Origin of the sequence: Paraclostridium bifermentans, assembly GCF_019916025.1 — a bacterium.
GTDB classification, from domain to species: Bacteria; Bacillota; Clostridia; order Peptostreptococcales; family Peptostreptococcaceae; genus Paraclostridium; species Paraclostridium bifermentans.
In genome coordinates this window covers 2,270,348-2,293,439 of sequence record NZ_CP079737.1, presented here as the reverse complement: position 1 = coordinate 2,293,439, position 23,092 = coordinate 2,270,348, and the positions used below count along the sequence as shown (strand labels likewise).

Annotated in this window: 23 protein-coding genes; 17 read left to right on the top strand and 6 right to left on the bottom strand. The window is 27.5% G+C overall.

Annotation, left to right across the window (positions count from 1 at the left end; all coding sequences use genetic code 11):
• Positions 1-38 precede the first annotated feature (38 nt).
• The 3 genes from KXZ80_RS10990 to KXZ80_RS10980 form a co-directional block, all read right to left on the bottom strand.
• Positions 39-1,736: an oleate hydratase gene (locus KXZ80_RS10990; RefSeq protein ID WP_021433524.1), complete on the bottom strand. Its 1,698-nt coding sequence runs from the start codon at positions 1,734-1,736 to the stop codon at positions 39-41.
• A 164-nt stretch (positions 1,737-1,900) separates the two neighbouring features.
• On the bottom strand, positions 1,901-3,322 hold the full coding sequence (locus KXZ80_RS10985) for a spore germination protein (protein ID WP_021433523.1): 1,422 nt from the start codon (positions 3,320-3,322) through the stop codon (positions 1,901-1,903).
• A 192-nt stretch (positions 3,323-3,514) separates the two neighbouring features.
• A complete protein-coding gene (locus KXZ80_RS10980) occupies positions 3,515-4,126 on the bottom strand; it encodes an acetate uptake transporter (protein WP_021429465.1) in 612 nt (203 codons plus the stop codon).
• 357 nt (positions 4,127-4,483) lie between these two features.
• On the opposite strand from KXZ80_RS10980, the gene KXZ80_RS10975 reads away from it, so the two are divergent.
• Positions 4,484-4,675 (top strand): hypothetical protein, encoded by a 192-nt coding sequence (locus tag KXZ80_RS10975; protein ID WP_021433522.1) that lies wholly within the window; start codon positions 4,484-4,486, stop codon positions 4,673-4,675.
• 138 nt (positions 4,676-4,813) lie between these two features.
• Positions 4,814-5,017: a hypothetical protein gene (locus tag KXZ80_RS10970; protein WP_021433521.1), complete on the top strand. Its 204-nt coding sequence runs from the start codon at positions 4,814-4,816 to the stop codon at positions 5,015-5,017.
• A 109-nt stretch (positions 5,018-5,126) separates the two neighbouring features.
• Here KXZ80_RS10970 and KXZ80_RS10965 read toward each other — a convergent pair whose 3' ends face one another.
• The gene (locus KXZ80_RS10965; protein WP_021433520.1) at positions 5,127-5,651 is read right to left on the bottom strand and encodes a 2'-5' RNA ligase family protein; all 525 of its coding nucleotides are present in this window, start codon (positions 5,649-5,651) and stop codon (positions 5,127-5,129) included.
• Positions 5,652-5,839: 188 nt separating this feature from the next.
• Here KXZ80_RS10965 and KXZ80_RS10960 point away from each other — a divergent pair, with 188 nt between their 5' ends.
• From KXZ80_RS10960 to KXZ80_RS10920, 9 genes are all read left to right on the top strand, one after another.
• The gene (locus KXZ80_RS10960; protein ID WP_021429477.1) at positions 5,840-6,028 is read left to right on the top strand and encodes a hypothetical protein; all 189 of its coding nucleotides are present in this window, start codon (positions 5,840-5,842) and stop codon (positions 6,026-6,028) included.
• 127 nt (positions 6,029-6,155) lie between these two features.
• Positions 6,156-6,773, top strand: a complete 618-nt coding sequence (locus KXZ80_RS10955; protein ID WP_021433519.1) for a HutD family protein — start codon at positions 6,156-6,158, stop codon at positions 6,771-6,773.
• A 120-nt stretch (positions 6,774-6,893) separates the two neighbouring features.
• Entirely contained in the window at positions 6,894-7,535 is a 642-nt protein-coding gene (locus KXZ80_RS10950; RefSeq protein ID WP_021433518.1) for an isochorismatase family cysteine hydrolase, read from the top strand.
• Positions 7,536-7,734: 199 nt separating this feature from the next.
• Positions 7,735-9,000, top strand: a complete 1,266-nt coding sequence (eam, locus tag KXZ80_RS10945) for a glutamate 2,3-aminomutase (protein WP_021433517.1) — start codon at positions 7,735-7,737, stop codon at positions 8,998-9,000.
• 160 nt (positions 9,001-9,160) lie between these two features.
• Positions 9,161-10,834 (top strand): peptide-binding protein, encoded by a 1,674-nt coding sequence (locus tag KXZ80_RS10940; protein ID WP_021433516.1) that lies wholly within the window; start codon positions 9,161-9,163, stop codon positions 10,832-10,834.
• Positions 10,835-10,904: 70 nt separating this feature from the next.
• Complete coding sequence (locus KXZ80_RS10935) at positions 10,905-11,870, top strand: ABC transporter permease (RefSeq protein WP_021433515.1); 966 nt, start codon at positions 10,905-10,907, stop codon at positions 11,868-11,870.
• Between the two features lie 10 nt (positions 11,871-11,880).
• Positions 11,881-12,699 (top strand): oligopeptide ABC transporter permease, encoded by an 819-nt coding sequence (opp4C, locus tag KXZ80_RS10930; RefSeq protein ID WP_021433514.1) that lies wholly within the window; start codon positions 11,881-11,883, stop codon positions 12,697-12,699.
• 1 nt (position 12,700) lies between these two features.
• Entirely contained in the window at positions 12,701-13,654 is a 954-nt protein-coding gene (locus KXZ80_RS10925) for an ABC transporter ATP-binding protein (RefSeq protein WP_021433513.1), read from the top strand.
• A 12-nt stretch (positions 13,655-13,666) separates the two neighbouring features.
• Entirely contained in the window at positions 13,667-14,494 is an 828-nt protein-coding gene (locus KXZ80_RS10920; protein ID WP_021433512.1) for an ATP-binding cassette domain-containing protein, read from the top strand.
• A gap of 33 nt (positions 14,495-14,527) precedes the next feature.
• Here the strand turns inward: KXZ80_RS10920 and KXZ80_RS10915 are convergent, their stop codons facing one another.
• Positions 14,528-16,165: a Na/Pi cotransporter family protein gene (locus tag KXZ80_RS10915; RefSeq protein WP_021433511.1), complete on the bottom strand. Its 1,638-nt coding sequence runs from the start codon at positions 16,163-16,165 to the stop codon at positions 14,528-14,530.
• Positions 16,166-16,761: 596 nt separating this feature from the next.
• On the opposite strand from KXZ80_RS10915, the gene KXZ80_RS10910 reads away from it, so the two are divergent.
• From KXZ80_RS10910 to KXZ80_RS10885, 6 genes are all read left to right on the top strand, one after another.
• Positions 16,762-17,649, top strand: coding sequence for a YitT family protein (locus tag KXZ80_RS10910; protein WP_021433510.1), 888 nt, complete (start codon positions 16,762-16,764; stop codon positions 17,647-17,649).
• Positions 17,650-17,799: 150 nt separating this feature from the next.
• Positions 17,800-18,687, top strand: a complete 888-nt coding sequence (locus tag KXZ80_RS10905; protein ID WP_021433509.1) for an ABC transporter ATP-binding protein — start codon at positions 17,800-17,802, stop codon at positions 18,685-18,687.
• A 3-nt stretch (positions 18,688-18,690) separates the two neighbouring features.
• Complete coding sequence (locus tag KXZ80_RS10900) at positions 18,691-19,449, top strand: ABC-2 transporter family protein (protein WP_021433508.1); 759 nt, start codon at positions 18,691-18,693, stop codon at positions 19,447-19,449.
• A gap of 57 nt (positions 19,450-19,506) precedes the next feature.
• Positions 19,507-20,532, top strand: coding sequence for an ABC-2 transporter family protein (locus KXZ80_RS10895; protein ID WP_021433507.1), 1,026 nt, complete (start codon positions 19,507-19,509; stop codon positions 20,530-20,532).
• 158 nt (positions 20,533-20,690) lie between these two features.
• Complete coding sequence (locus tag KXZ80_RS10890; RefSeq protein ID WP_021433506.1) at positions 20,691-21,413, top strand: response regulator transcription factor; 723 nt, start codon at positions 20,691-20,693, stop codon at positions 21,411-21,413.
• A 1-nt stretch (position 21,414) separates the two neighbouring features.
• A complete protein-coding gene (locus tag KXZ80_RS10885) occupies positions 21,415-22,824 on the top strand; it encodes a sensor histidine kinase (protein WP_021433505.1) in 1,410 nt (469 codons plus the stop codon).
• 17 nt (positions 22,825-22,841) lie between these two features.
• On the opposite strand, the gene KXZ80_RS10880 is transcribed toward KXZ80_RS10885, so the two are convergent.
• Positions 22,842-22,994 (bottom strand): hypothetical protein, encoded by a 153-nt coding sequence (locus KXZ80_RS10880; protein ID WP_021433504.1) that lies wholly within the window; start codon positions 22,992-22,994, stop codon positions 22,842-22,844.
• Positions 22,995-23,092: the final 98 nt, after the last annotated feature.

Here is a 23,092-nt window from a genome sequence, read left to right as displayed (position 1 = left end):
AAAAACAATGTAGTCAACTGACTACATTGTTTTTTACTTTAGATCAAACCATCTAAACTTGTGTTTTGTAATAATTTTTTTATTAAGAATTCGCCAGGTAAAGGTCTTTTACCATATAATGTTTTTGTTGCTGCAGATATGGAACGTATATCATATTTTGAAGGATATACTTCAGGGATATTTCTATCTATATTAAGTAAACTGTATACTCCCATCATTGCTGAACGAACAGAGTACTCAACAGTAAATACACAATCACCAGGTATTTCAACAAATTGACCTAAAAATGCAAAATTTACACTTCCTTTAGGAACAACATCTGGGCGATCTCCTTTTGTACGAGGCATAAACTGGCTAGTAACATACGGCATCATACATGGTATGACATTAACTGTGTCTAAAATTTCTGGGATGTCATTTTCTAAGCCCATATGATATAAAAGTTCCATTGCTAACTCAGAGCCTGTACAATCGCACATTTTCTTTTTAACAAAGTTACCAATATTATCAGGGAAAAGGCCATACGCCCATAATACAATAACATCTTTAGGTTGATTTATAAAATGAGGTTGTCTATTGCAAGTTATACTCAATAGCCAATTAGAATCCTTTATAGTTATAATTCCACCTGTAACAACTTTTCCTGAATACGGATCCCTTCCAGTTAAATCTTGAAGTTTCTTTATTAGTTTAGAATCTTTGCATGTGATAGTAAATGATTCCCACTTACTTTTGTCTATATCACTACAAAATACTTCTGGATTTCCGAATGATGGATGGTTTTTAGATATATTTTTCCATAAAGTCCAACAAGCCCCTTCATCTGAGTTTAAAACAGGTGCAGTATCCATATTTCCAATAGTTGAATTTTCTGTCATAGACCCTGTAGTAACAAAAACTAAATCATTTTCTGTTACATTGATTACATCTTTGTTTTTACCTCTTAATAAATGTATAGCTGTAACTTTTTTTATATCTTCATTAATTTCCATACTTAAATTTGTGACTTGAGAATTTAAATTAAATATAACACCTTTAGACTTTAACCAATTTTTTAAAGGTAGTATAAAAGAATCGTATTGATTATATTTGCTAAACATAATATTTTTCATTGAATTCATACCTGGAAGCAGATGAATGAAACGTTCCATATATCTTTTCATTTCTACAACACTATGCCAAGTCTCAAATGCAAACATAGAACGCCAAAAACACCACATATTAGTATCAAAGAAAGATTTATCGAAAAATTGATTAACTGTAGTTGGACCTAGTTCATCTTCTGTTTTAAGAAAAAGTTTGGCTAGTTGTTTTATATGCAAATCATTTAGACCAAGAGATGAAAAGTCGCCCTTTTTTCCACAGTTTTCTAAAATTCTACAAGTAGATTCATTAGGATCTTTAATATTTAACTCTCTAAATTCTTCTAAAATACTTATAGTTGGATCATCTAAAGATGGAATACTAGAAAATAAGTCCCAAGTACATTCATAGTGTTCTTCCATTTCGCGTCCGCCACGAATTAAATAACCATTTTCAAAATTACCATATCCATCCATAGCACCACCAAGAATATCTGTTTCCTCTAAAATCGTAATGTGATTGCCATCCATGTGACCATCTCTAATTAAAAATACAGCTGCAGCTAAAGAGGCTATACCACCTCCTATTAAGTATGCATGTTTGTTTTCAATAAAACTTGGTTTTAAAGTTTTAATATTTTGAAAGTTACCCATTATATTACACCCCCATAATTTATTAAATTTCCTTATAAGTAAGAGTAATTAAATTTCCGGAGGTTATAAATAAACAAATTCGATTAAATGTGTAAAGTTAGCACATTTCATTGAATTTGTTTAATAAAAAAATGATGCCGTTTAGTGGCATCATTTTTTAAAGACTATTTACCTTCATTTTTAGCATCTAGTTTAACTCTAAAAATTAATCTTTTTAAAGCACTATATTCAAATGGAATAAGTGGATATAAGTAGCTTTTTCCAGTTATTGTTTTATTTGTCATTAGAAGTACAAGTGCAATTATTAATCCAGCGACAAATCCCCAGATATTAAATGCAGCTGTTAAAATTAAGAGCAGTATCCTAACTATTTTTATAGAATATCCTAAATCAACGCTTGGTTGAGAGTAGCTTCCTAGTGCAACAATAGCCATATATAGTATGGTGTGAGGTATAAACCAGCCAGTTTGTACTGCAAAATCACCTAAAATAAGGGCACCAATAACAGATAAGGACATACCTAGTGACCCAGGAGTATTAAGTGAGGCAAGTTGGAGTGCATCTACAGAAAACTCCAAAATTAAAAACTGTAGAAAAATAGGAACATCGTAGGGGTCTTTTGGCACTATAAATTGCAACCATACTGGAAGTTCAGATGCATACCTTATAGCCAGAGTATATAAAGGAGTTATCATAAAAGTAGCCAATAATGTAAAATTTCTAATTAGCCTTAAATAATTTCCTATGATTACAGGTTGGTAAAAATCATCAACATCCTGCAAAAAATCAAATATTGTAGTTGGTAATATTATTGCATTAGGGGAGTTATCTATGATTAACAATATCTTACCCTCTAAAACATGAGCAGCTGCAACATCAGGACGTTCTGTGTACCTAGCTTTTGGAAATGGGTTATACCATCTACTTTGGACAAGGGCCTCAACTATACTTTGTTCACTCATTACTAATGATTTTACATTTATTTCGTCTATTTGTTTTTTTAAATGTTTTAATGTTTTATCATCTACCAATCCATCTATATACCCAATAACTACATCTGTCTTGGATCTCTGACCAACGCTAAACATCTCAAAGATAAGATCAGGATCTTTTACTCTTCGTCTGACAAGAGCAGTATTAAAAACTATAGTTTCAACAAAACCATCTTTTGCGCCCTTAAGTGATTTTTCTTTTTCGGGTTCTCCTATACCACGTACAGGATATGTCCTAACATCTAGGATAATAGACTCATCAAAACCATCAATTAATATAGCCATAGGGCCTGAAAGAACTTCCTTAGCTATATTTTTTAATTTATTTTCTTTTGCTACCTCTATATATGGAATATATTTATGTATAAAGTCTTTTAACTCATGAACTGATTCGAAATCTTTTTCTGATATTTTAAAGAAACCAGAAAGTATCCTTTCCATGACTTCATCTTTTATAAACCCATCAATAAAGAACAAATAACAGCTTTTTCCGCCGATAATAACCTCTCTTTGGATAACATCAAAACTTTTATCTAAAGGGAGGTGTTCTTTCATAAGTTCTACATTTCGTTTAATACTTTTAGTTAGAATCATTAAAACACCCTTTCTAATTTAATAACTAATCTATAATAGTATGTACAAAATATTAAAATTTATTATTTGGCATTTATACAAATAAAAATAGGGTATGTTCTACATTAAAGTTTAGAACATACCCTATTTATCTATATCAATATAATAGGATTAGATATAATATTGATTATATCTAGATCCCCCTAAAAATAATTACTTCTTAAATATTCCAAATGGCTTTCCTACAGGTAAAAATACTCTACCAAAGTGAGTGTTTAAAACAGCTGCAGCAGAACCGTAGAATGAGAATATTGCTATTCCTAACTCAGAATATGCTGCAAATTGATGAGCAGCGTGTTCCATTATACCAAATGAACTTAAAGTTAACCCTATGAATAAGCAGTCTATAAGAACAAATATTATAAATAATACTTTATGAGTTTCCATAGCTCCAACAGTCATAAATAATGTGAATATTAAATATCCTAAGTAAGCAAAACCTAATTGTTTAGGATCAGCAGAAGCTTGTAATTCAGGTCCAAAAACTCCGTTTTGTATTAACCAAGTAAAACCAACTGCATACCAGAAGAATGCATATCCACCAAAAGCAGTAGCTCCAAATGTATTATTGTGTTTAAAGTCGTTTATACATGCAAATAATTGAGCAGTAGCTCCTAAGAATATAGCCCATGGTAAAACTAAAGATATTCCAGAAGTTAAGCCTAACTTAGAAGATGATGCAACTAATGTTATCATTGCTAGTCCGAAAAGTCCTAATGCTGAAGGATCAGCTGTTACAACTTTTACTTTTGTTTCGTTTGTCATTTAAGAATCCTCCTATTTTATAAATATCATTTTATAATTTCAATGCTGTATTTTGTATACATATAATAAAAATACTTATATATATTATCATTTTTTTTTAGATAAGTATATAAAAATTTCGAAAAAATTATATTTTTTTACAAATAACCTTAAAATTACTCGATTTTATTTATTTAAATTAAGTTTTCTAAGTATATATAACTATAGTTAATAATTATTAAGTAATTTTTATAAATCAGAAATTTAAATTAGTTATATATGGAATTTTGAAAATTTTCAATAAATATGTTTGGATTAATTTGCAACGGGTATATTTTAAATACATTAAATTAAAGAGGCTTTAGGAGGATTTTAAAAATGATAAGAGTATGTCCATTTTGTTCAAATGTTGATGTTAATAAAATAAAAGAAATTGTTGGGGACGAAAATGTAAAAACAGGTTGTATAGGTCAATGTCGTTCATTTAAGAAAGAAGCGGTAGGATTTATAGATGGAGAATTAGTTATAAAAGAAAGTGAAGAACTGTTTTTAAAAGAAATATCTAAATAGAAGATAAAAAATGAGCTATATATTTATATAGCTCATTTTTTATGAAATAAATTAATTTTATTTGTATTGTATAGTAAAAATATAATTTAAATGTTAATATAGTAGGGAATATATATGCAAAAATATGGAGGTTGACATATGAGTACAATGTATTGTCCTAAGTGTATAATTGAGGTTATGGATTTAATAAGTCATGAAGAAGGAACTGACTTTGAAGTAATAAACGAAGGAACTGATAATGAAACAAAAGAAGAATTCGAGTTCTGTGTAGATAAATATAAATGTCCAGCATGTGGACATGAAGTTGAAGATTATATGGAATATGAAGAAGATGAGAAGTAGTAAAAAAGGAAAGATAATTATATAATTATCTTTCCTTTTTTACTACGCTTAATGAAATCATATTTACTAAAAAATATGCATAATCTATGGAACTAGGTGAATTTTTTATCTATTTAAATAAATATTCTTTATGTAAAACCCATGTATCATCTTGCCATTTAAATATTGATATATTATCAAAAGTACAATCAAAGCTACACGGTATTGGAGTTACATAATTGAAAATGTCCTTATAACTTTTCTTGATCTTTTTAGATGCTAAAGTTACATGAAAAATTTTATCTTTTCCATCGTGATTATTGAATTTAATATATTTAAACTTTTCTAACTCTGATATTAATTTATCATGGATTATTTTTCCCTGAGGGCTCATTAAAACTTTCATATAAACAACACGGTCATCAAAATGTTCATAACCATCTATTTTATATTTAGAAATAGGATTTGAATTACAAAACTTTTGTAACATATTTTCAAGTGATGATAAATCTTCTGATTCAAATGGAGATTTTATTGTAAAGTGTGGTGGAAGTTTTGAAGATTTAGCTCCAAATTTTTCAAATAAGTTTTTTCGAAGTCTATTATTAAAATCACCTGCATTTCCTTTGGTTACTGATACTATAACATATCTCATAAAATAATCTCCTAATTTTAATTTATTATATAAATAAAGTATACCAAAATTTATAAATAAATATTAATGAAAATACTTTTATACAAATTATGAAAATATTACTTCGAATGTAAAGATAAAATTCGTGAGATATTAACTATATAGTTTTAAACTATTAAAACTTATTAATTTGTATGGAGGGTGAATTTATGAAAAAAGGTATGATTCCAATAGCACTAGGTACAGCAGTTACGACAGCAGGAATTGTGTTAGATGTTAAGCAAAATAAGCATGATAAATTTGATAAAAAAGATTATAAAAATATGGCAGGTGCTCTTTTAGTAGGCGCAGGAGTTGCACATATAGTACTTGGAGGAATAGATAGAGCAAGATATTAAAAATAAAACTGTAGAACATTATGTTCTACAGTTTTATTTTTAATATAATTTTAGTACATTGTAATATACGGGTCAAATTTAATATATAATTAATATAAATACGTATTTAAATTAGGAGGGGGATATTTTGACTTGTAAAATTAAAATTATAAAAGAGCAAGGTCAGAAAATTAACAAATGGTCTGGAGGAATCACAAATCAATTGTATATATATCCTGAAAATTCTTCGTATGAAAAGAAAAATTTTAAATGGAGAATAAGCTCAGCAACTGTTGAAGCAGAAGAGTCAGAATTTACTAAACTTCCAAATATACAAAGAAAAATAATGGTTTTAGATGGTAATTTACTATTAAGGCATCAAAATCATTATGACAAAAAGCTTGAAAAGTTTGATATAGATAGCTTTAGTGGGGATTGGGATACTATAAGTTATGGAAAAGCTACAGACTTTAACTTGATGACAAGTGAAGATTGTAGTTGTGAATTAAGATACATAAATGTAAAATCAGAAATAATTTTAGAACCTAAAATGAATTTAAATGATAGTTTCTACAGATATGAATTTAATTGCTTTTATAGCTTAAATGGAAGCTTTAAAATTAAATTAGATAATGGTAATATACTTGAAGTAGAACAAGGTGATTTAGCTATAGTAAAATTTAAAAAAGGATTTAAAGGAAAATTAATTTTAATAAATAGTCAAGAAGAAGAATTAGATATAATTGAAAGTATAGTTTATTACTAAATGTAAAAAGTATAATTGTATGTATACAATTATACTTTTTAGTTTTTTGAACTTGTTACAATTGATAGAAGATAAATACTTTGATATTATTGTAATAAACATTTAAAAAGGGGTGGAAAAGTGGAAAAGCTATTAAATGATTTAAAATATATGAAAGAGAGTTTAATTCAATTAGAAGATATAAATATTGATGAGTTAGATATGGAAAAAACCATATTATTTATTGTGGATATGAATAATGGATTTGCTAAAAAAGGTTCTCTATATTCAGATAGAGTAGAAAAGTTAATAAATCCCATTAAAAAATTAGGTGATTATGTAGTAAGTAAAAATTGTAAAATTGTAGCATTTACAGATAGCCATACTAAAGAATCTATAGAGCTACAAAGTTATCCAATTCATTGTTTAAGTGATGATGAAGAAAGTGAAGTTGTTAACGAAATAAAATCTATTAGAAACATAAAGATAGTACCTAAAAATTCTACTAATGGATTTTTCTGCTTGAATAATATAAGTTTTAAAAATATTGAAAATGTTATAATTGTTGGAGACTGTACTGATATTTGTATTTATCAATTTGCAGTAACATTGAAGTCTTATTTTAATCAAAATAATATTTATAAACAAATTATAGTACCAATGGATTTAGTAGATACTTACGATATACCGAAAGTACATAATGCTGAAATTATGAACATAGTATTTTTTAATAGTATGATTCAAAATGGAATTAAAGTCGTAAAAAACATAATATATAAATAAATTAATTAATAGGTCTTAATTTTATTAAGACCTATTAATTTTGTTAAATTTCAGAATTTATTGAAAAAAGAGAAAAAATATGATAGAATAAATTCAAAGAAAGAAAAAATGCAAGTAATCAGTCATTAATTCTGTTAAAAAAAACACAACTATGACGCGGAAGGGGGAACCTAAGTGATAAAGCTTAGGTAAGTTGCTTATGAATGAGAAAAATAAGATTTCTTTAGAGAGAGCATCAGAGTTAAAATCAAGAATAGAAGATTATATAAAAATTAAAGATACAATTCCAACTGGTATTAAAAATGAAGAATCCATAAACTATAGAAAAAGAAAAATTTTAGAGGTTTTAAATGCAAAAGAAGAAGATTGGGATGATTATAAATGGCAGTTATCTAATAGAATAACTGATGTTGATATGCTTAGTAAAATTTTAAGCTTAACTGAAAAAGAAGTTGAAAATATTAAAAATGTTCAAAGTAAATTTAGATGGGCTATTTCTCCATACTATCTAAGCTTAATAGATCCTAATAATCCATATGATGCAATAAAATTAATGTCAATTCCATCTAGTGTAGAACTAGACGAATCAATAAGTGATTTGGATCCTATGGGAGAAGAATTCACCAATCCAGCAGGTAGTATAACTAGAAGATATCCAGATAGATTAATTATAAATGTTACAAATGAGTGTGCTATGTACTGTAGACATTGTCAAAGAAGACGAAATATTGGACAAGAAGATTGCAAAAAAAGCAAAGAAGTAATTAAAGAGTCTATAAATTATATTAAAGAGAATACAGAAATAAGAGATGTACTTATAACTGGTGGAGATCCACTTACACTTAATGATGATATGCTAGAATGGATAATTAGTGAAATAAGAAAAATTGATCATGTAGATTATATAAGATTAGGAAGTAGAACTTTGGTAACTATGCCACAAAGAATCACTGATGAATTTTGCAATATGATAAAGAAGTATCATCCTATATATATAAATACACATTTTAACAACCCAATGGAAATAACAAAAGAAACTAAAGAAGCGTGCGAAAAATTAGCAAATAACGGAGTTCCATTAGGAAATCAGGCTGTTTTATTAAATGGAGTTAATAATGATAAATATTTAATGAGATGTTTAAATCATGAGCTTCTTAAAATAAGAGTAAAACCTTACTATATATTCCATAGTAAACATGTAAAAGGAACTACTCATTTTAATACATCTGTAGATGAGGGTATGGAGATAATGGAGTATCTAAGAGGATATACATCTGGGATGGCTATTCCAACTTATATAATAAATGCTCCTAAAGGAAAAGGTAAAACACCTTTATTACCTCAATATTTAATCTCAAAGGGATCGGATTATATAATGATAAGAACCTGGGAAGGTGAAGTTGTTAAAGTAGAAGATAATAAATCTGTTAATATAAAAGATGTTATAGATAAAAGTATAGTGTAGGAAAAAGAGCAAATTTAAAAATTTGCTCTTTTTTATAGCTAAACACTATCGCACAAGATCGAAAAATAGAAAAAAACTATAAAGATTGACGTAATTTTAGGCATAATGTAATATTTAAAGCTGAAATCATAAATATGAGTAACTTTTGGAGGGATGTACATTGAAAAAAAGAAAAAGAATAATATCTTTAGTAATGACAGCTACTTTAGGTATTAGTATTTTAACGGGGTGTAGTAAAGGGGATGAATCCGGAAAAGCTATAGAACCAAAATCAAAAGATAGTATAGTATATGCATTAACAAGTTCACCTACAGGAATATTCAATCCACTGTTAAATGACACAACATACGATGATGCAGTAATAGATCTTACATATAACTCACTTTTAAGTTTTGATAAAAATTTAAATCCAAAACCAGAGTTAGCTAAATCATACGAGATATCTGATGATAACTTAAGTATAACATTTAAGTTAAAAGATAATATTAAATGGAGTGATGGGAAAACGTTAACTACAAATGACGTAGCATTTACATTCACAAGTTTAGCTGATAAAGGATATACAGGGTCAAAATATGGTTATGTTGAAAAATTAAAGGGAGCGAAAGATTACCACGAAGGCAGTGTTGATAAAATAGAAGGTATTGAGGTTATTGATAAGAATACAATTAAATTTACATTTGCAGAACCATATTCTCCGGGGCTTACAAACTTAGGAAGCATAGGTATAATACCAAAACATATATGGGGAGAAGTACCTATAGCTCAATGGAAAGATAAAAAAGATTTACTTACAAAACCAGTAGGTACAGGTCCATATGAAGTAGTATCTTTCACTGAAGGACAAGATGTTCAGTTAAAAAGAAATGATAACTATTTTGACGGAGATGTAAAAACAGAAAAGTTCATATTAAAGGTTACTAACGAAGATACGGCTACTGGAGAACTATTAAATGGAACAGTAGATGTTATTGATGCATCGAATCTAAAAAATAAAGATATAAAAGAGCTAGAGTCAGAAGGTATGGATGTTACATCATATGATAGTAACCTAGTTCAGTACATGGGATTCAATCTTAGAGATAAAAAATTCCAAGATAAAAATTTAAGACAAGCATTTATGTATGCTTTAGATAGAAATGCTATGGTAGATAAATTATTAGAAGGAAATGGACAAGTTGTAGATACACCTATGCTACCAAGTTCATGGTCATATCCAGATAAATCAACTTTAAATAATTACAAATATAATAAAGACAAAGCAAAGGAACTTTTAAAACAAGCTGGGTATGAAGATAGAGATAATAACGGTATAGTAGAAGATAAAGATGGAAAAGAACTAGTAGTTAAGCTAACATATCCTACTGGAAATAAATTAAGAGAGCAGACAGCTCCAATTATTCAAGCAAACTTAAAAGATATAGGAGTAAAAATGGAACTTGAAAACATGGAATTTACAGCACTTATGGATAAGGTTGTAGCAAATCATGACTTTGAGTTATATCTAATGGGTAATAATTTATCATTAGATCCAGACCCTAAACCTTATTGGCATTCTACATCTGCATCTGATGAAAAAGGAAACTCTGCATGGAATATATCATCTTTCAAAAATGAAAAAGCAGATAAATTAATAGAACAAGGAATAAGTGTATCTGATCAGAAACAACGTAAAGAAATATACTCTCAATTTGGAAAACTTTTAAATGATGAAGTTCCGTGGGCATATTTATATTCTCAAAATATAAGAAAAGCTTATAACCCTCATCTTAAAGACTTTAAACCATATACATTTAATGATTTCGATAATGTAAAAGATTGGTATATAGATTAAAATTAAAAAAAGTTATCCTTTCATAGGGATAACTTTTTTTAAAATTTAAAAATAGAAGGGAGTTGTTAAAGTGGTTAAATATATTATAAAAAGACTACTAACGGCAGTAGTAGTTTTGCTAGGAATTTCAATAATTATATTTGCTCTTATACACTTACAACCTGGTAATCCATATTCAACAATGATAGATCCAACTGTACCACCAGAAGTAGTAAAAGAGATGTTAGATAAAATTGGCTATAATGATCCTATTCATATAAAGTATTTTAAGTGGATTTCAAGGGCAATTAAAGGAGATTTAGGGTATTCAATTTACTATGGAAAGCCAGTTTTAGATATAATAGCTTCAAGGATGTCGAATACAGTTATATTAGCTACATTTTCACTATGCTTAAGTATAGTATTAGGAATTGGCATAGGAATTATATCTGCAATAAAGAAAAATACTTTATTTGATAAAGTATTTACGACTATATCATTTGTAGGGGTTTCTATACCAGCATTTTTCTTTGGTCTTATATTAATAAAAATATTTGCATTTGATTTAAAATTATTACCTGTATCGGGAATGAAAACTCTAGGAAGTGATTACACTGGAATTAAAGCTATGCTTGATGGATTGAAACATATTATACTTCCAGGTATAGTTTTATCATTTTTACAAAGTACAGCATTTATGAGGTACACGAGGTCATCTATGATAGATGTACTAGATAAAGCTTATATAACTACGGCTAGATCAAAGGGATTGAGTCTAAACAAGGCTATATTTAGACATGGGTTGAAAAATGCACTCATACCTATAGTTACTATAATTTGCTTACAAATACCTTTTTTATTTTCAGGAGCTCTTTTAACAGAGACTGTATTTGTATGGCCAGGTATAGGAAGACTTAGTTATGAGGCTGTTTTAAATAGAGACTACTCTTTGATAATGGGGATTTTGATGATTCTTTCTATAATAATTTTGATATCTAACTTAATTGCAGATATATTATATGCGATTATAGATCCAAGAATTAGATATGATAAGTAGGAGGAATAGTATGAAAAAAAATAAATTGATTTTTCTAGGAGCAAGTATTTTATTAATATTAGCAGTAGTGTCTTTTATAGGACCATTGTTTATAAATCAAGATATATCGTCTGTAGACTTATTCAATATAAGCGCATCTCCAAACTCAGAACATCTTTTAGGAACAGATGAGCTAGGACGTGATGTTTTAATAAGACTTTTACATGGGGGAAGAGTTTCTCTAATGGTAGGTATTTTTGCAACTATAATACAAGTTACAATAGGCGTTATTTTAGGTTTAGCAGCTGGGTACTTTGGAGGAGTTGTAGACTCTATAATAATGAGGATTGTAGATATTATTATGTGTTTCCCTTTTTTCATTGTAGCAATAGCTCTTGCAGCAGTAGTAGGACCTAGTGTAACGAATTTAATTATAATAATCGCTATACTTTCATGGACAGATATAGCAAGAATTGTTAGGGCTGAAGTTATGTCTATAAAGGAAAGAGATTTTATAATGGCATCTAAAGCTATTGGATTCAATAATATAGAAATAATAATAAAACATATAATTCCAAACTTGATGTCAAGTATTTTAGTAGCTATGACACTAGCTATGGCTAATGCTATTTTAATGGAAGCAGCATTAAGCTTTTTAGGAATGGGAGTAAAACCTCCAATGCCAAGTTGGGGTAATATGCTTACAGCAGCTCAAAATATGAGAACACTAAGAAGTGAATGGTGGTTGTGGATTCCTCCAGGAGTCATGATAATAATATCTGTTTTAGCGATCAATTTTTTAGGAGAAGGTCTTAAGAAAAAATTAGATCCTGAGTATAAGGAGGGATAAAATGTTATTAGAGGTTAAGAATTTAAAAATAAAATTTAATAATAATGAAAATTATACTATAGATGATATAAATTTGGATGTCAAAAATGGAGAAATAATCTCTCTAGTAGGAGAAAGTGGAAGTGGAAAAAGCTTAACTTCATTAGCTATAATGAAGTTAATTTCTGCAAATGCTCATATAGAAGGAAATATTAAATTCGAAGGTAGAGATTTACTGGATTTAAATGAAAAAGATATGTGTGATATAAGAGGAAAGGAAATATCTATGATATTCCAAGAGCCTATGATAGCTTTAAACCCATTATTTAATGTTGAATATCAAATAGGAGAAGTTATAAAAGAACACACTAATTTAAAGAAAACGGAAAGAAGACATATTATTATAGACTTGTTAGAAAAGGTGAAAATAAAAAATCCTAATGATGTTTTAAAAAAGTATCCTCATGAACTTTCAGGAGGTATGAGACAAAGAATAATGATTGCAATGGCGATAGCTTTAAAACCAAAGTTATTAATAGCAGATGAACCAACAACAGCACTAGATGTTACAGTTCAAAAGGAAATATTAAAACTTATAAAGGATATAAGTAAAGAATACAATATGTCGGTGATTTTTATAACTCACGACCTTGATGTAGTGGCAGAGATAGCTGACAAAGTATATGTTATGTATTTGGGTAAAATAGTGGAAGAAGCTGATGTATATGAATTTTTTGATAATCCAAAGCATCCATATTCAAAGGGATTGCTTATGTCTAGGTTAGGTGAAGAATTAGTTAACAATAGATTTTACTCAATAAAAGGAAATGTACCGACAATAGATAAAATTCCTAATGGGTGTAGCTTCAATAATAGGTGTGAGTATTGTATAGAACAATGTTTGAATGACAGACCAAAACTAAAAGAGATAAAAAATAATCACAAAATAAGTTGTTTCAATATAGATTTAAGATAGGAAGGTTTATTTATGGAAAATGATTATATATTGAAAGTTAGTAATTTAAGCAAAGCATATAATTTAAAAAGAACCTCAGTATTTGGGAAAAGAGAATTTCAAAACTCTGTAGATGATGTATCATTTAATATAAAAAGAGGAAGCATAGTAGGTTTAGTTGGAGAAAGTGGATGTGGAAAATCAACATTGTCTAAGTGTATATTAAACCTTATAGAGGCTAGTGATGGGAAAGTTGAATTTGAAAATAAAACTATATATGATAAATCTAAAAAAAATAATATAAGCAAAAAAGAAATGACTGAACTTAGAAAAGATATGCAAATAATTTTTCAAGATCCATACTCATCATTAGATCCTAAAATGAGTATTGGAAAAACAATAATGGAAGGCATTAAGAAGCACAAAAATATTCAAAAAAAAGATGCCTATGATATTGCTAAAGAAGCATTAGAATTATGCGGATTAGATAAAAGTTATATGGATAGATATCCACATGAATTTAGTGGAGGTCAAAGACAAAGAATTGCAATTGCGAGGGTATTAGCATTGAGACCCAAGTTTATAATCTGTGATGAGCCAACATCAGCGCTGGATGTATCAATTCAATCTCAAATTCTAAATTTGATGTTAGAATTAAAAGAAAAACTTAATTTAACATATTTGTTCATTTCGCACAACTTGAATGTAGTTAGATGTTTTTGTGACGAAATAATAGTTATGAATGAAGGTAAAATAGTAGAAATGGGATATGCTAAAAGTATATACTCCAATCCTAGAAATGAATATACAAAAAAATTAATAGAATCTATACCTAGAAATCATCCAAGTTTAAGACAATAAAAAAGACTCCAATTGGAGTCTTTTAGTTTATAATTAAGCTGATTGATTTTGATTAATTTTTAAAACTCTTTTAGCTATACTTGCAGAGTGATCTGAAATTCTTTCAAGATTAGTTAATAAATCTAAGTATATTATTCCAGAGTCTATACTACAAGAATGTGTATTTAATCTATTCATATGTTTAGCTCTATATAATTTATCTAAAGCATCAACTTCATCTTCTATTTTTAAAACATCATTTGCAAGGTTTACACTATTTTGTTTCATTGCCTCAAGTGATAAAGTGTAGGCATCTAAAACTTTACCATATATATCCACTATTTCAGATTTTGCATTATCTGACATAACAGCTTTAAGTTTCATTGATGACTGAGCTAATTCAGCTATATTTTCTGATAAGTCTCCAACTCTTTCTATATCATTTACTGTGTGGAATAATAAATCTAGAGAAAATCTCATTTTATCATCTAAAGTTTTATTAGATAGCTTTATAAGGTAATCTAGTACTTTTCTTTGTTGTTCATCTAGTATTTTTTCTTTTTCAAAAGTAGTTTTTGCATCTTCTTCAGAATGTTCAAGTAATGCATTCATAGAACATGTAAAACTTTTTTTAGCTTTACTACCCATTCTAAGTGCTTCTCTAACTGTATTTCCAAAAGCTATAGATGGAGTTTCTAACATTCTTTCATCTAAATACTTAGTTACATGACTATCATATTCTTCTTCCTCACCTGGCTTATCAGGTATAAGTAACATAACTAATTTAACTATATACTTAGAGAAAGGTAATAATAGTATAACGTTTATTAAATTAAATAAAGTATGAGAGTTAGCTATTTGTCTTGCTGTATCAGTTGGATCTAAATGTGTAACTATCATTGTTATAGGTTTATTTAAAATTAACATAAATAATAATGTTCCTATTACGTTAAAACATAAATGCATTAAAGCTGCTCTTTTAGCGTTTTTATTTGCTCCAACACTTGATATAAGTGATGTAGTACAACTACCTATATTATCTCCATATAAAATTGGTAATGCACCAGCTAATGGCATTAACCCTTGAGATGATAAAGCAATTAATATACCCATTGAAGCACTTGAACTTTGTAAGCAAGTAGTCATTGCAAAACCAGCAAGTAATGCTAATATTGGATGTGTTGCAAGTCCTGCTAACATATTTCTAAAGAATGCATATTCAGATAAAGGTGCAACTGCATCCTTCATAAATTCCATACCTATAAATAGTATTGCAAATCCTATAAGGATTTCTGATATGTTTTTTAATTGTGGTTTAGATTTTGAACCAATCATATATAAAACAATACCTATTCCTAACGCTATAGATGAAAATATGCTCGCGTCAAAAGATACTAACTGAGCTGTTACAGTAGTACCTATATTTGCTCCCATTATAATACCTATTGCTTGATATAGAGTCATTATTCCTGCGTTAACGAATCCAACTACCATTACAGTAGTAGCTCCACTACTTTGTATAATACCAGTTACAACAGCTCCTACTAAAACTCCCATAACTACATTGCTAGTTAAAAGCTCTATAGCTTTTTCAAGTTTAGGACCTGTTGATTTTTGAAGACCTTCTCCCATTATGTTCATACCATAAAGGAATAAACCAAGACCTCCAATAAGACTTATGAATATAGACAAGATTGTTCCCTCCTCGGAAATGTTAATTTTCTTATTTTCAATTTTCTTACTTTTTATGTACGATAATATAATACCAAAAAATTCGACAAGTTATGTTAAGAAAATGTTAAATTTAAGCTTAACAATTTTATATAAACATTAAAAATTTGTTAATGGGGATGAAACTGGAAATATTAAATGTACTTAACAAGTATATTAAGAACGCAATAAAAGCAAATTTTATTTGGATATTAATGAATTAAAATGAAAAAAATATATAGCATAGAGACTTAACATTAAGTTTGAAAAGTTAAAAAATTTTTACAAATGATTACTATATTAAACTAGATTGTTAAATTTGAAGGAACTTATGCACAAATATAACAAAAGTGATATATTAATAAAAGGTGTAGCTTCACTATATAGAGATATGTATATATAATAATACTTTTGACATAATAAAAAATATGTAAATCTTGATTTTTAATAAATAATAAAAAATATTTCATTCAATTTTCAGAAAATTCTTGAAAACTCGACAAAATTATTATATAATATAATTATGAAAACAGAATAATTTGATTATAAAATTATAAGGAATTAGAAGAGGTGATAAAATGAATAAAGCTAAAGCGAAAAAAATAAGAACAGTTTATGAATTTATAATGATAACAATTGGATCATTAATTGTAGCCATGGGGCTTGAACTTATATTATCTCCAAATGGAATGGTTGATAGTGGAACAACAGCATTATCAGTAATAATACATTCATTAACGGGGATACCTATGTTTATACTATTACTTGGATTTAATATACCAATTTTACTATTTACATCAAAAACATTTGATAGAATATTTTTATTTAAAACTTTATGGGCTAACATTTGTGCATCTACATTTTTATATTTTCTAACACCAGTTCCACCAGTTACTACATCAGAGTTACTAATAGTAATTTATGGAGGGGTAGCATTAGGATTAGGAGCAGGAACTGTAATTAAGTTCGGAGGAGCTATAGATGGTAGTGAAATGTTGGCTGTATGGGCTAATCAGAAATTTAAAATACCAGTATCTACATTTTTAATGAGTATAAATATTATCGTTTTAGTAGTTACTGCAATAGTGCTTAGTATTGAAAGTGCAATGTTTTCTTTAATTGTAATATATATGATGACTAAGTTAGTGGATTTAATACTAGATGGCTTTAATCAAGGTAGATCTATTATAGTAATGTCTAACAAAATTGAAGATATAGGTAATCATATTGTAAACAATTTAGGTATTTCAATAACATATTTACAAGGATATGGAGGTTATTCAGGAAATGAATCAAAAGTTATTCTATGTATAACTGATAAGTTTACTTACCCAACTTTAAAACGTAATATTTTGGATATAGATAGTAATGCTATAATAGAGACAAGTTATTTGGCAGATAGTCATAATATAGAAAAAACATCAATAGAGCATGTTATAAGAAAGAACTTACCTGGAATTAAGTAAAAATAAACACTATGCTATAAGAAATAGCATAGTGTTTATTTTTTTGTTTTTTTACTTATTTAAGGATTATTTAAGATTGAGTTTATTATGGATTAAGATTACCTAAATATAATATAACCATAACAATGAACAAAATATATGGAGGTAATTATGAATAAATTAGAAATAGTAAACTTAACAAAATCATACAAATACAAAAACGCGAATGAAAATATAAACTTAGTTTTAGAAAGTGGAGTTTATGGATTGCTTGGGCCAAATGGAGCGGGGAAAACAACTTTAATGAAACAAATAGCAACATTAAAACTACCTACAAGTGGAAAAATTCTTTACAATGGAAAAGACATAAATACTTTGGATGAAAACTATAGAGCTGTAGTAGGTTATTTACCGCAAGATTTTGATGCTTACAAAAACTTTAGTGCAAAAGACTTCTTATTATATATAGGGGCATTAAAAGGTATGGATAAAAGCATGGCTAAGGAAAAAACTGATAAATTGCTAAAGTTAGTAGGACTTTACGAGGTAAGAAATAAAGCAATATCAAAATTTTCAGGAGGGATGAAAAGAAGGGTTGGGATAGCACAAGCTCTTTTAAATGATCCTAAAATTCTTATACTAGATGAGCCAACAGCAGGACTTGACCCTCAAGAAAGAGCAAGATTTAGGAACTTATTATCTCAAATAGGAAAAGAAACTATAGTAATATTATCAACACATATTATATCAGATATAGAATCTGTTGCTAAAGAAACCATAATGATAAAGGATGGAAAAGTATTATTACAAGGTACACACAAAGAAATATTAGATGATATGAAAGGAAAAGTTTATAGTATAAAAGCTAAAGATGAAAGTGAAGTTTATGCAATACAAAATAATTACAAAGTAGTTAATGTACAACGTGGAGTAGAAGATATAGAACTTAGAGTTATCAGTGAAAATTCAATAACAGGTTTTGATGCAAAGAGTATAGAGCCTAGATTTGAGGATGTATATATGTTTTATTTTGATTTAGAAGATTCAAGGGAGGTATAAATTATGACTAATATTGTAAATGCAGAATTTAAAAAGCTAATGAAGAAAAAAGGCGTAATGGTATTTTGGGTATTTTCTTTATTCTTAGCATATATAAGTGTTAAAAACTTTGGAATATCAGATAGTTATGGAGATTTATTTAGTAAGTTTTATGGATTAGCTCCTTTAATGGGGATTTTAATGTTTAGTTTATTTTCTGGAAGTTACATATTAGAATATAGCTCTAATATGGACTCTATAGTTAAATCTACTAAAAATGGTAAAAATAAATTAGTGTTAGCTAAGAGTATTGCATATGGATTAGCTGCTAGTTTAATAAATTTATCGATACTTGTGGTTATGAGCTTTAAGATAATAATAGGAAATAACTTCAGTGGATTACACATGAGTATAAAAAATATTTGGTATTTTGGAAATAGTGGGTCTAATTTAACTGTATTACAAATGTTAATGATAATGACATTAACGGTAATTTTAGGATCTTTCTTATTTGCACAATTAGGTTTGTGGTTATCATCTATAAGTCAAAAAGCTGTTGGACCATTCTTTATAGGTGGATTAGTAATGGGTGTGCCATATATAGCAGGTGGTTTTGTAAGTCAAAAAATATTAGGATTTACACCTTTATTTGGAATGTATAGTTCAGAACTTATAAGATATGGAGTATCACCTATAGCTTTTATAGTATTTATAGGTATAAGTATATTAGGAAGTTATTTATTATATAGACTTACAAGTATAGGTTTCTTACAAGAAAGATAATTTATACACCGTGTAGTATAAACATAAAACTATAAAATTATCTTTAGGAGGTAGCGTATGCTTAAATGGGAAATAAAAAAGTTATTTAAAAATAAATCCATAATAGTATCAAGTATTGTTTTAATACTTTTATGTGGAATAATGAGTCTTTTAAAACCTGATTTGGAAACAGAGAATTCATATATAGATGAAAAAGGAAATTATATATCAGATACTAGATCTGAATATACTATAACAAATGAAAAATTAAATTATAAGGTTAGTGAATCAAAAGAAATTAAATTACAGAAAAATTTAAAAAAACAAGATGAATTAAGCAAAAAAGCTAGTGAAATGGCAAGTTTAAAGCTTAATCATGATTCAGGAAAAGAATATAAAGATGTAAACTTTTATAAAGTTTTAAATTATAGATTAAGTAGCATGCTTTCAAGTATTGTTATAATTGGTATTGTAATATATATATTTTCTAATATATACACAGACGAAAAATTATCAAATGTAGATTCTATAATACTATCAAGTAAAAATAAGTCTAAAGCTTTATTTTCAAAACTTTCATTATCTATAATAGTACCTGCAGTTTTTTATTTAATATATGTATTAATAATAGGTTGTATAACTATGGTTCAATATGGACAACCGGTAAATGGAGCATTGCAAGCATATAGAATAGTTGATATAGTGACATTGGTAAATCCAATTTCAATAAATGAGTATACTGTTCAAAGCATATTAACAATGATGACTATATTTATAAGTACTGGAATATTTGCAAGTTTATTTTCGTTTATAACTAAAAACTCAGTAGAATCTATAGTTGGAATTACTGTATTCTTAGTTATAGGAAAGATATTAACTTTAATGAAATTTTTACCTGCGAAACTAATAAGTGTAATCAATTACTCAAACTATATAGATATAATAATGCATCCAGATATGATTATAGGAAACTATATGGGAAATATTAGCTTATTTGGACAAAGTTTAGGGTTAATAAGCTTAGCTTATATAGTATTAGTAGCAACTTTATTAATAGGTATTGGATTAAATATATATGTATTTAGAAAAGTTTTAACTAAATAAACTTAAAGCAACGAGTTATAGGATTTATAAAAAATGACTAATATTTAATTATGATTAAATATTAGTCATTTTGCTTTACATACATTATTTGTAAATTAGGGGTTTTTAGGATAAAATACAATTAAATAAAAGTTGTAAAAATGATATAGGAGGTTTATATGGAAAGTACAATAAAAGAAAAGAACATACTACTAGTAGATGATGAAGTAGATATATTAAAGTTATTAAGCACCGTTTTTAAAAAGGAAGGATTTAATAATATTTATACAGCAGAAACAGGGAATGAAGCTTTAGATATATTTAAAAATAAAAATATAGATATAGTAGTGTTAGATATAATGTTGCCGGATAAAGAAGGATATGATGTGTTTAAAGAAATTAGAGCTATATCTCAAGTTCCAGTTTTATTTTTATCAGCTAAGACTGAAGAAATGGATAGGCTAGTAGGGCTTGCATTGGGGGCTGATGATTATATAACAAAGCCATTTAGTCCAAAAGAAGTTGTGCTTAGGGTAAAGTTAAATCTAAAGAAAAATATTATATTAAATTCAATAAAAGAAGAACCTGAAAGTAGTAAGATAGAGTTTGGGCCATTTGAAATAGATGAAGATAAAGTAGAAGTTAAAAAAAATGGAAAGACTCTGGAATTAAAAGCTAAAGAATTTAAAATGTTTTTATATATGGCTAGACACTTAGAGCAAATTATAAGCAAAGAGAAATTTTGCGACGAAGTATGGGGCGATGATTTTATAGGCTATGATAACACTATAATGGTACATATAAGAAGACTTAGAGAAAAAATAGAAGATAATCCATCTAAACCTAAATATATAAAAAATATTAAAGGATTAGGGTATAAATTAACTTTAAAGGAAGATTAATATGAAGTGGAAAATAACACTAAGATATGTAGTTAGTATTATTTGTGTAGTTATGATTGTAACTATATTAAATATAATTGGAATAATAGGAGTCACGCTATCGAACAAATCAAATTCTCCTAAAATTCCAGAAACTGAATTCACTAGAGAGTTTAGTAAAGATATTCAAGTTGAGAGTGATAAAATAGATATAAGTAAAGAAGGAAAAAAATCTTTAGATGATAAAGGAATTTGGATACAAATTTTAGATGAAAATGGAAATCAAGTATATCGATATAATGCCCCAAAAGAATTAAACAAAAAGTATACTCCAATGGAGCTTATAAATGGATATAAGTATGCAGGTGGATTACCTAACTCGGGAGCAGACAATATTTTAGTTTCTAGTAAAAAAGTAGGGGATGTAGAATATACATACTTACTAGGATTTCCAAAGGGAGAAGTAGAAAAATATATAATAACATATAATCTTAAAGACTTAGCAGACACTATTTTTAAATCAATATGGATAATATTATTTATAGATTTATTAATAGCTTTAATAGTTGGATATATTTTTAGTAGAAGACTAACAAAGCCTATGAAAAATATTATAAAAGGTGTAGAAAATTTAGAAGAAGGAAAGTACGATGTATACTACACAGAAAAAGGATTGTATGTAAGTGTATATAAAAAATTAAATAAATTATCAGATACATTAAAAAGTAATGAAATCGAAAGAAACAAATTAGACAAACTAAAACAAGAGTGGATAGCAAATATTTCTCATGATATAAAAACTCCTTTATCTTCAATAAAAGGATATGCGGAAATTTTAAGTGATGAGGATTATGATATTAATAGAGAAGAAGCTAAAGATTATGGAGTTATAATAAATGAAAAATCAGAGTATATAAAAGAATTAGTTGATGATTTAAACTTAACTATGAAATTAAAAAGTAGCGATAGAGTTTTAAACAAAAATGATGAAAATATAGTTAGAATAATAAAAGATTCTGTTATTCAAATTTTAAATGATCCCAAATACTCTAATAGAGATGTTGAGTTTACTTCAAACAAAGACTCTATAATTAAATCAGTAGACAGTATGCTTTTTAAGAGGGTAATAAACAATCTTGTTTATAATGCATTAATTCATAACAATGATAAAGTTAAAATTAAAGTTGAAGTTGAATATATAAGTGAAGCTGAAACAATTATAAATATTGAAGATAATGGAAAAGGTATTGAAAAAAAAGATTTAGAAAGAATATTTGATAGATACTATAGAGGGACAAGTACTGGAGAGGTACATAAAGGGTCTGGACTTGGAATGGCAATAGCTAAAGACATTATAATTGCTCATGGATTTGATATAGACTTGGCTAGTGAAGCTGGGGAAGGAACTAAAATTAAAATAATTATTAAATAAAAAAAGTCGATCTATATTTAGATCGACTTTTTAATACAATTAACATCCACATTTACATCTGCAACAACATCTACAGCAACCACATCTAGGACAAATTTTAAAAAATAAAAAACATCTTCCACAGCATCTACATCTGCAACATAAAAAGTTTCTATTTTGCATATATACACACCTCCTTATATTAATATATATAAAAGTGTAAAATATGGTGCAAAAAAATGAATAAAAATAAAAAAAGTAAAATAGTGTCAAAAAATGAAACTTGTCA

Excerpts from the sequence above, each read along its gene's own strand:
- KXZ80_RS10990 (WP_021433524.1), bottom strand. The coding sequence starts at position 1,736 with ATGGGTAACTTTCAAAATATTAAAACTTTAAAACCAAGTTTTATTGAA.
- KXZ80_RS10985 (WP_021433523.1), bottom strand. The coding sequence starts at position 3,322 with ATGATTCTAACTAAAAGTATTAAACGAAATGTAGAACTTATGAAAGAA.
- KXZ80_RS10980 (WP_021429465.1), bottom strand. The coding sequence starts at position 4,126 with ATGACAAACGAAACAAAAGTAAAAGTTGTAACAGCTGATCCTTCAGCA.
- KXZ80_RS10975 (WP_021433522.1), top strand. The coding sequence starts at position 4,484 with ATGATAAGAGTATGTCCATTTTGTTCAAATGTTGATGTTAATAAAATA.
- KXZ80_RS10970 (WP_021433521.1), top strand. The coding sequence starts at position 4,814 with ATGAGTACAATGTATTGTCCTAAGTGTATAATTGAGGTTATGGATTTA.
- KXZ80_RS10965 (WP_021433520.1), bottom strand. The coding sequence starts at position 5,651 with ATGAGATATGTTATAGTATCAGTAACCAAAGGAAATGCAGGTGATTTT.
- KXZ80_RS10960 (WP_021429477.1), top strand. The coding sequence starts at position 5,840 with ATGAAAAAAGGTATGATTCCAATAGCACTAGGTACAGCAGTTACGACA.
- eam (WP_021433517.1), top strand. The coding sequence starts at position 7,735 with ATGAATGAGAAAAATAAGATTTCTTTAGAGAGAGCATCAGAGTTAAAA.
- opp4C (WP_021433514.1), top strand. The coding sequence starts at position 11,881 with ATGAAAAAAAATAAATTGATTTTTCTAGGAGCAAGTATTTTATTAATA.
- KXZ80_RS10925 (WP_021433513.1), top strand. The coding sequence starts at position 12,701 with ATGTTATTAGAGGTTAAGAATTTAAAAATAAAATTTAATAATAATGAA.
- KXZ80_RS10920 (WP_021433512.1), top strand. The coding sequence starts at position 13,667 with ATGGAAAATGATTATATATTGAAAGTTAGTAATTTAAGCAAAGCATAT.
- KXZ80_RS10910 (WP_021433510.1), top strand. The coding sequence starts at position 16,762 with ATGAATAAAGCTAAAGCGAAAAAAATAAGAACAGTTTATGAATTTATA.
- KXZ80_RS10905 (WP_021433509.1), top strand. The coding sequence starts at position 17,800 with ATGAATAAATTAGAAATAGTAAACTTAACAAAATCATACAAATACAAA.
- KXZ80_RS10900 (WP_021433508.1), top strand. The coding sequence starts at position 18,691 with ATGACTAATATTGTAAATGCAGAATTTAAAAAGCTAATGAAGAAAAAA.
- KXZ80_RS10895 (WP_021433507.1), top strand. The coding sequence starts at position 19,507 with ATGCTTAAATGGGAAATAAAAAAGTTATTTAAAAATAAATCCATAATA.
- KXZ80_RS10890 (WP_021433506.1), top strand. The coding sequence starts at position 20,691 with ATGGAAAGTACAATAAAAGAAAAGAACATACTACTAGTAGATGATGAA.
- KXZ80_RS10885 (WP_021433505.1), top strand. The coding sequence starts at position 21,415 with ATGAAGTGGAAAATAACACTAAGATATGTAGTTAGTATTATTTGTGTA.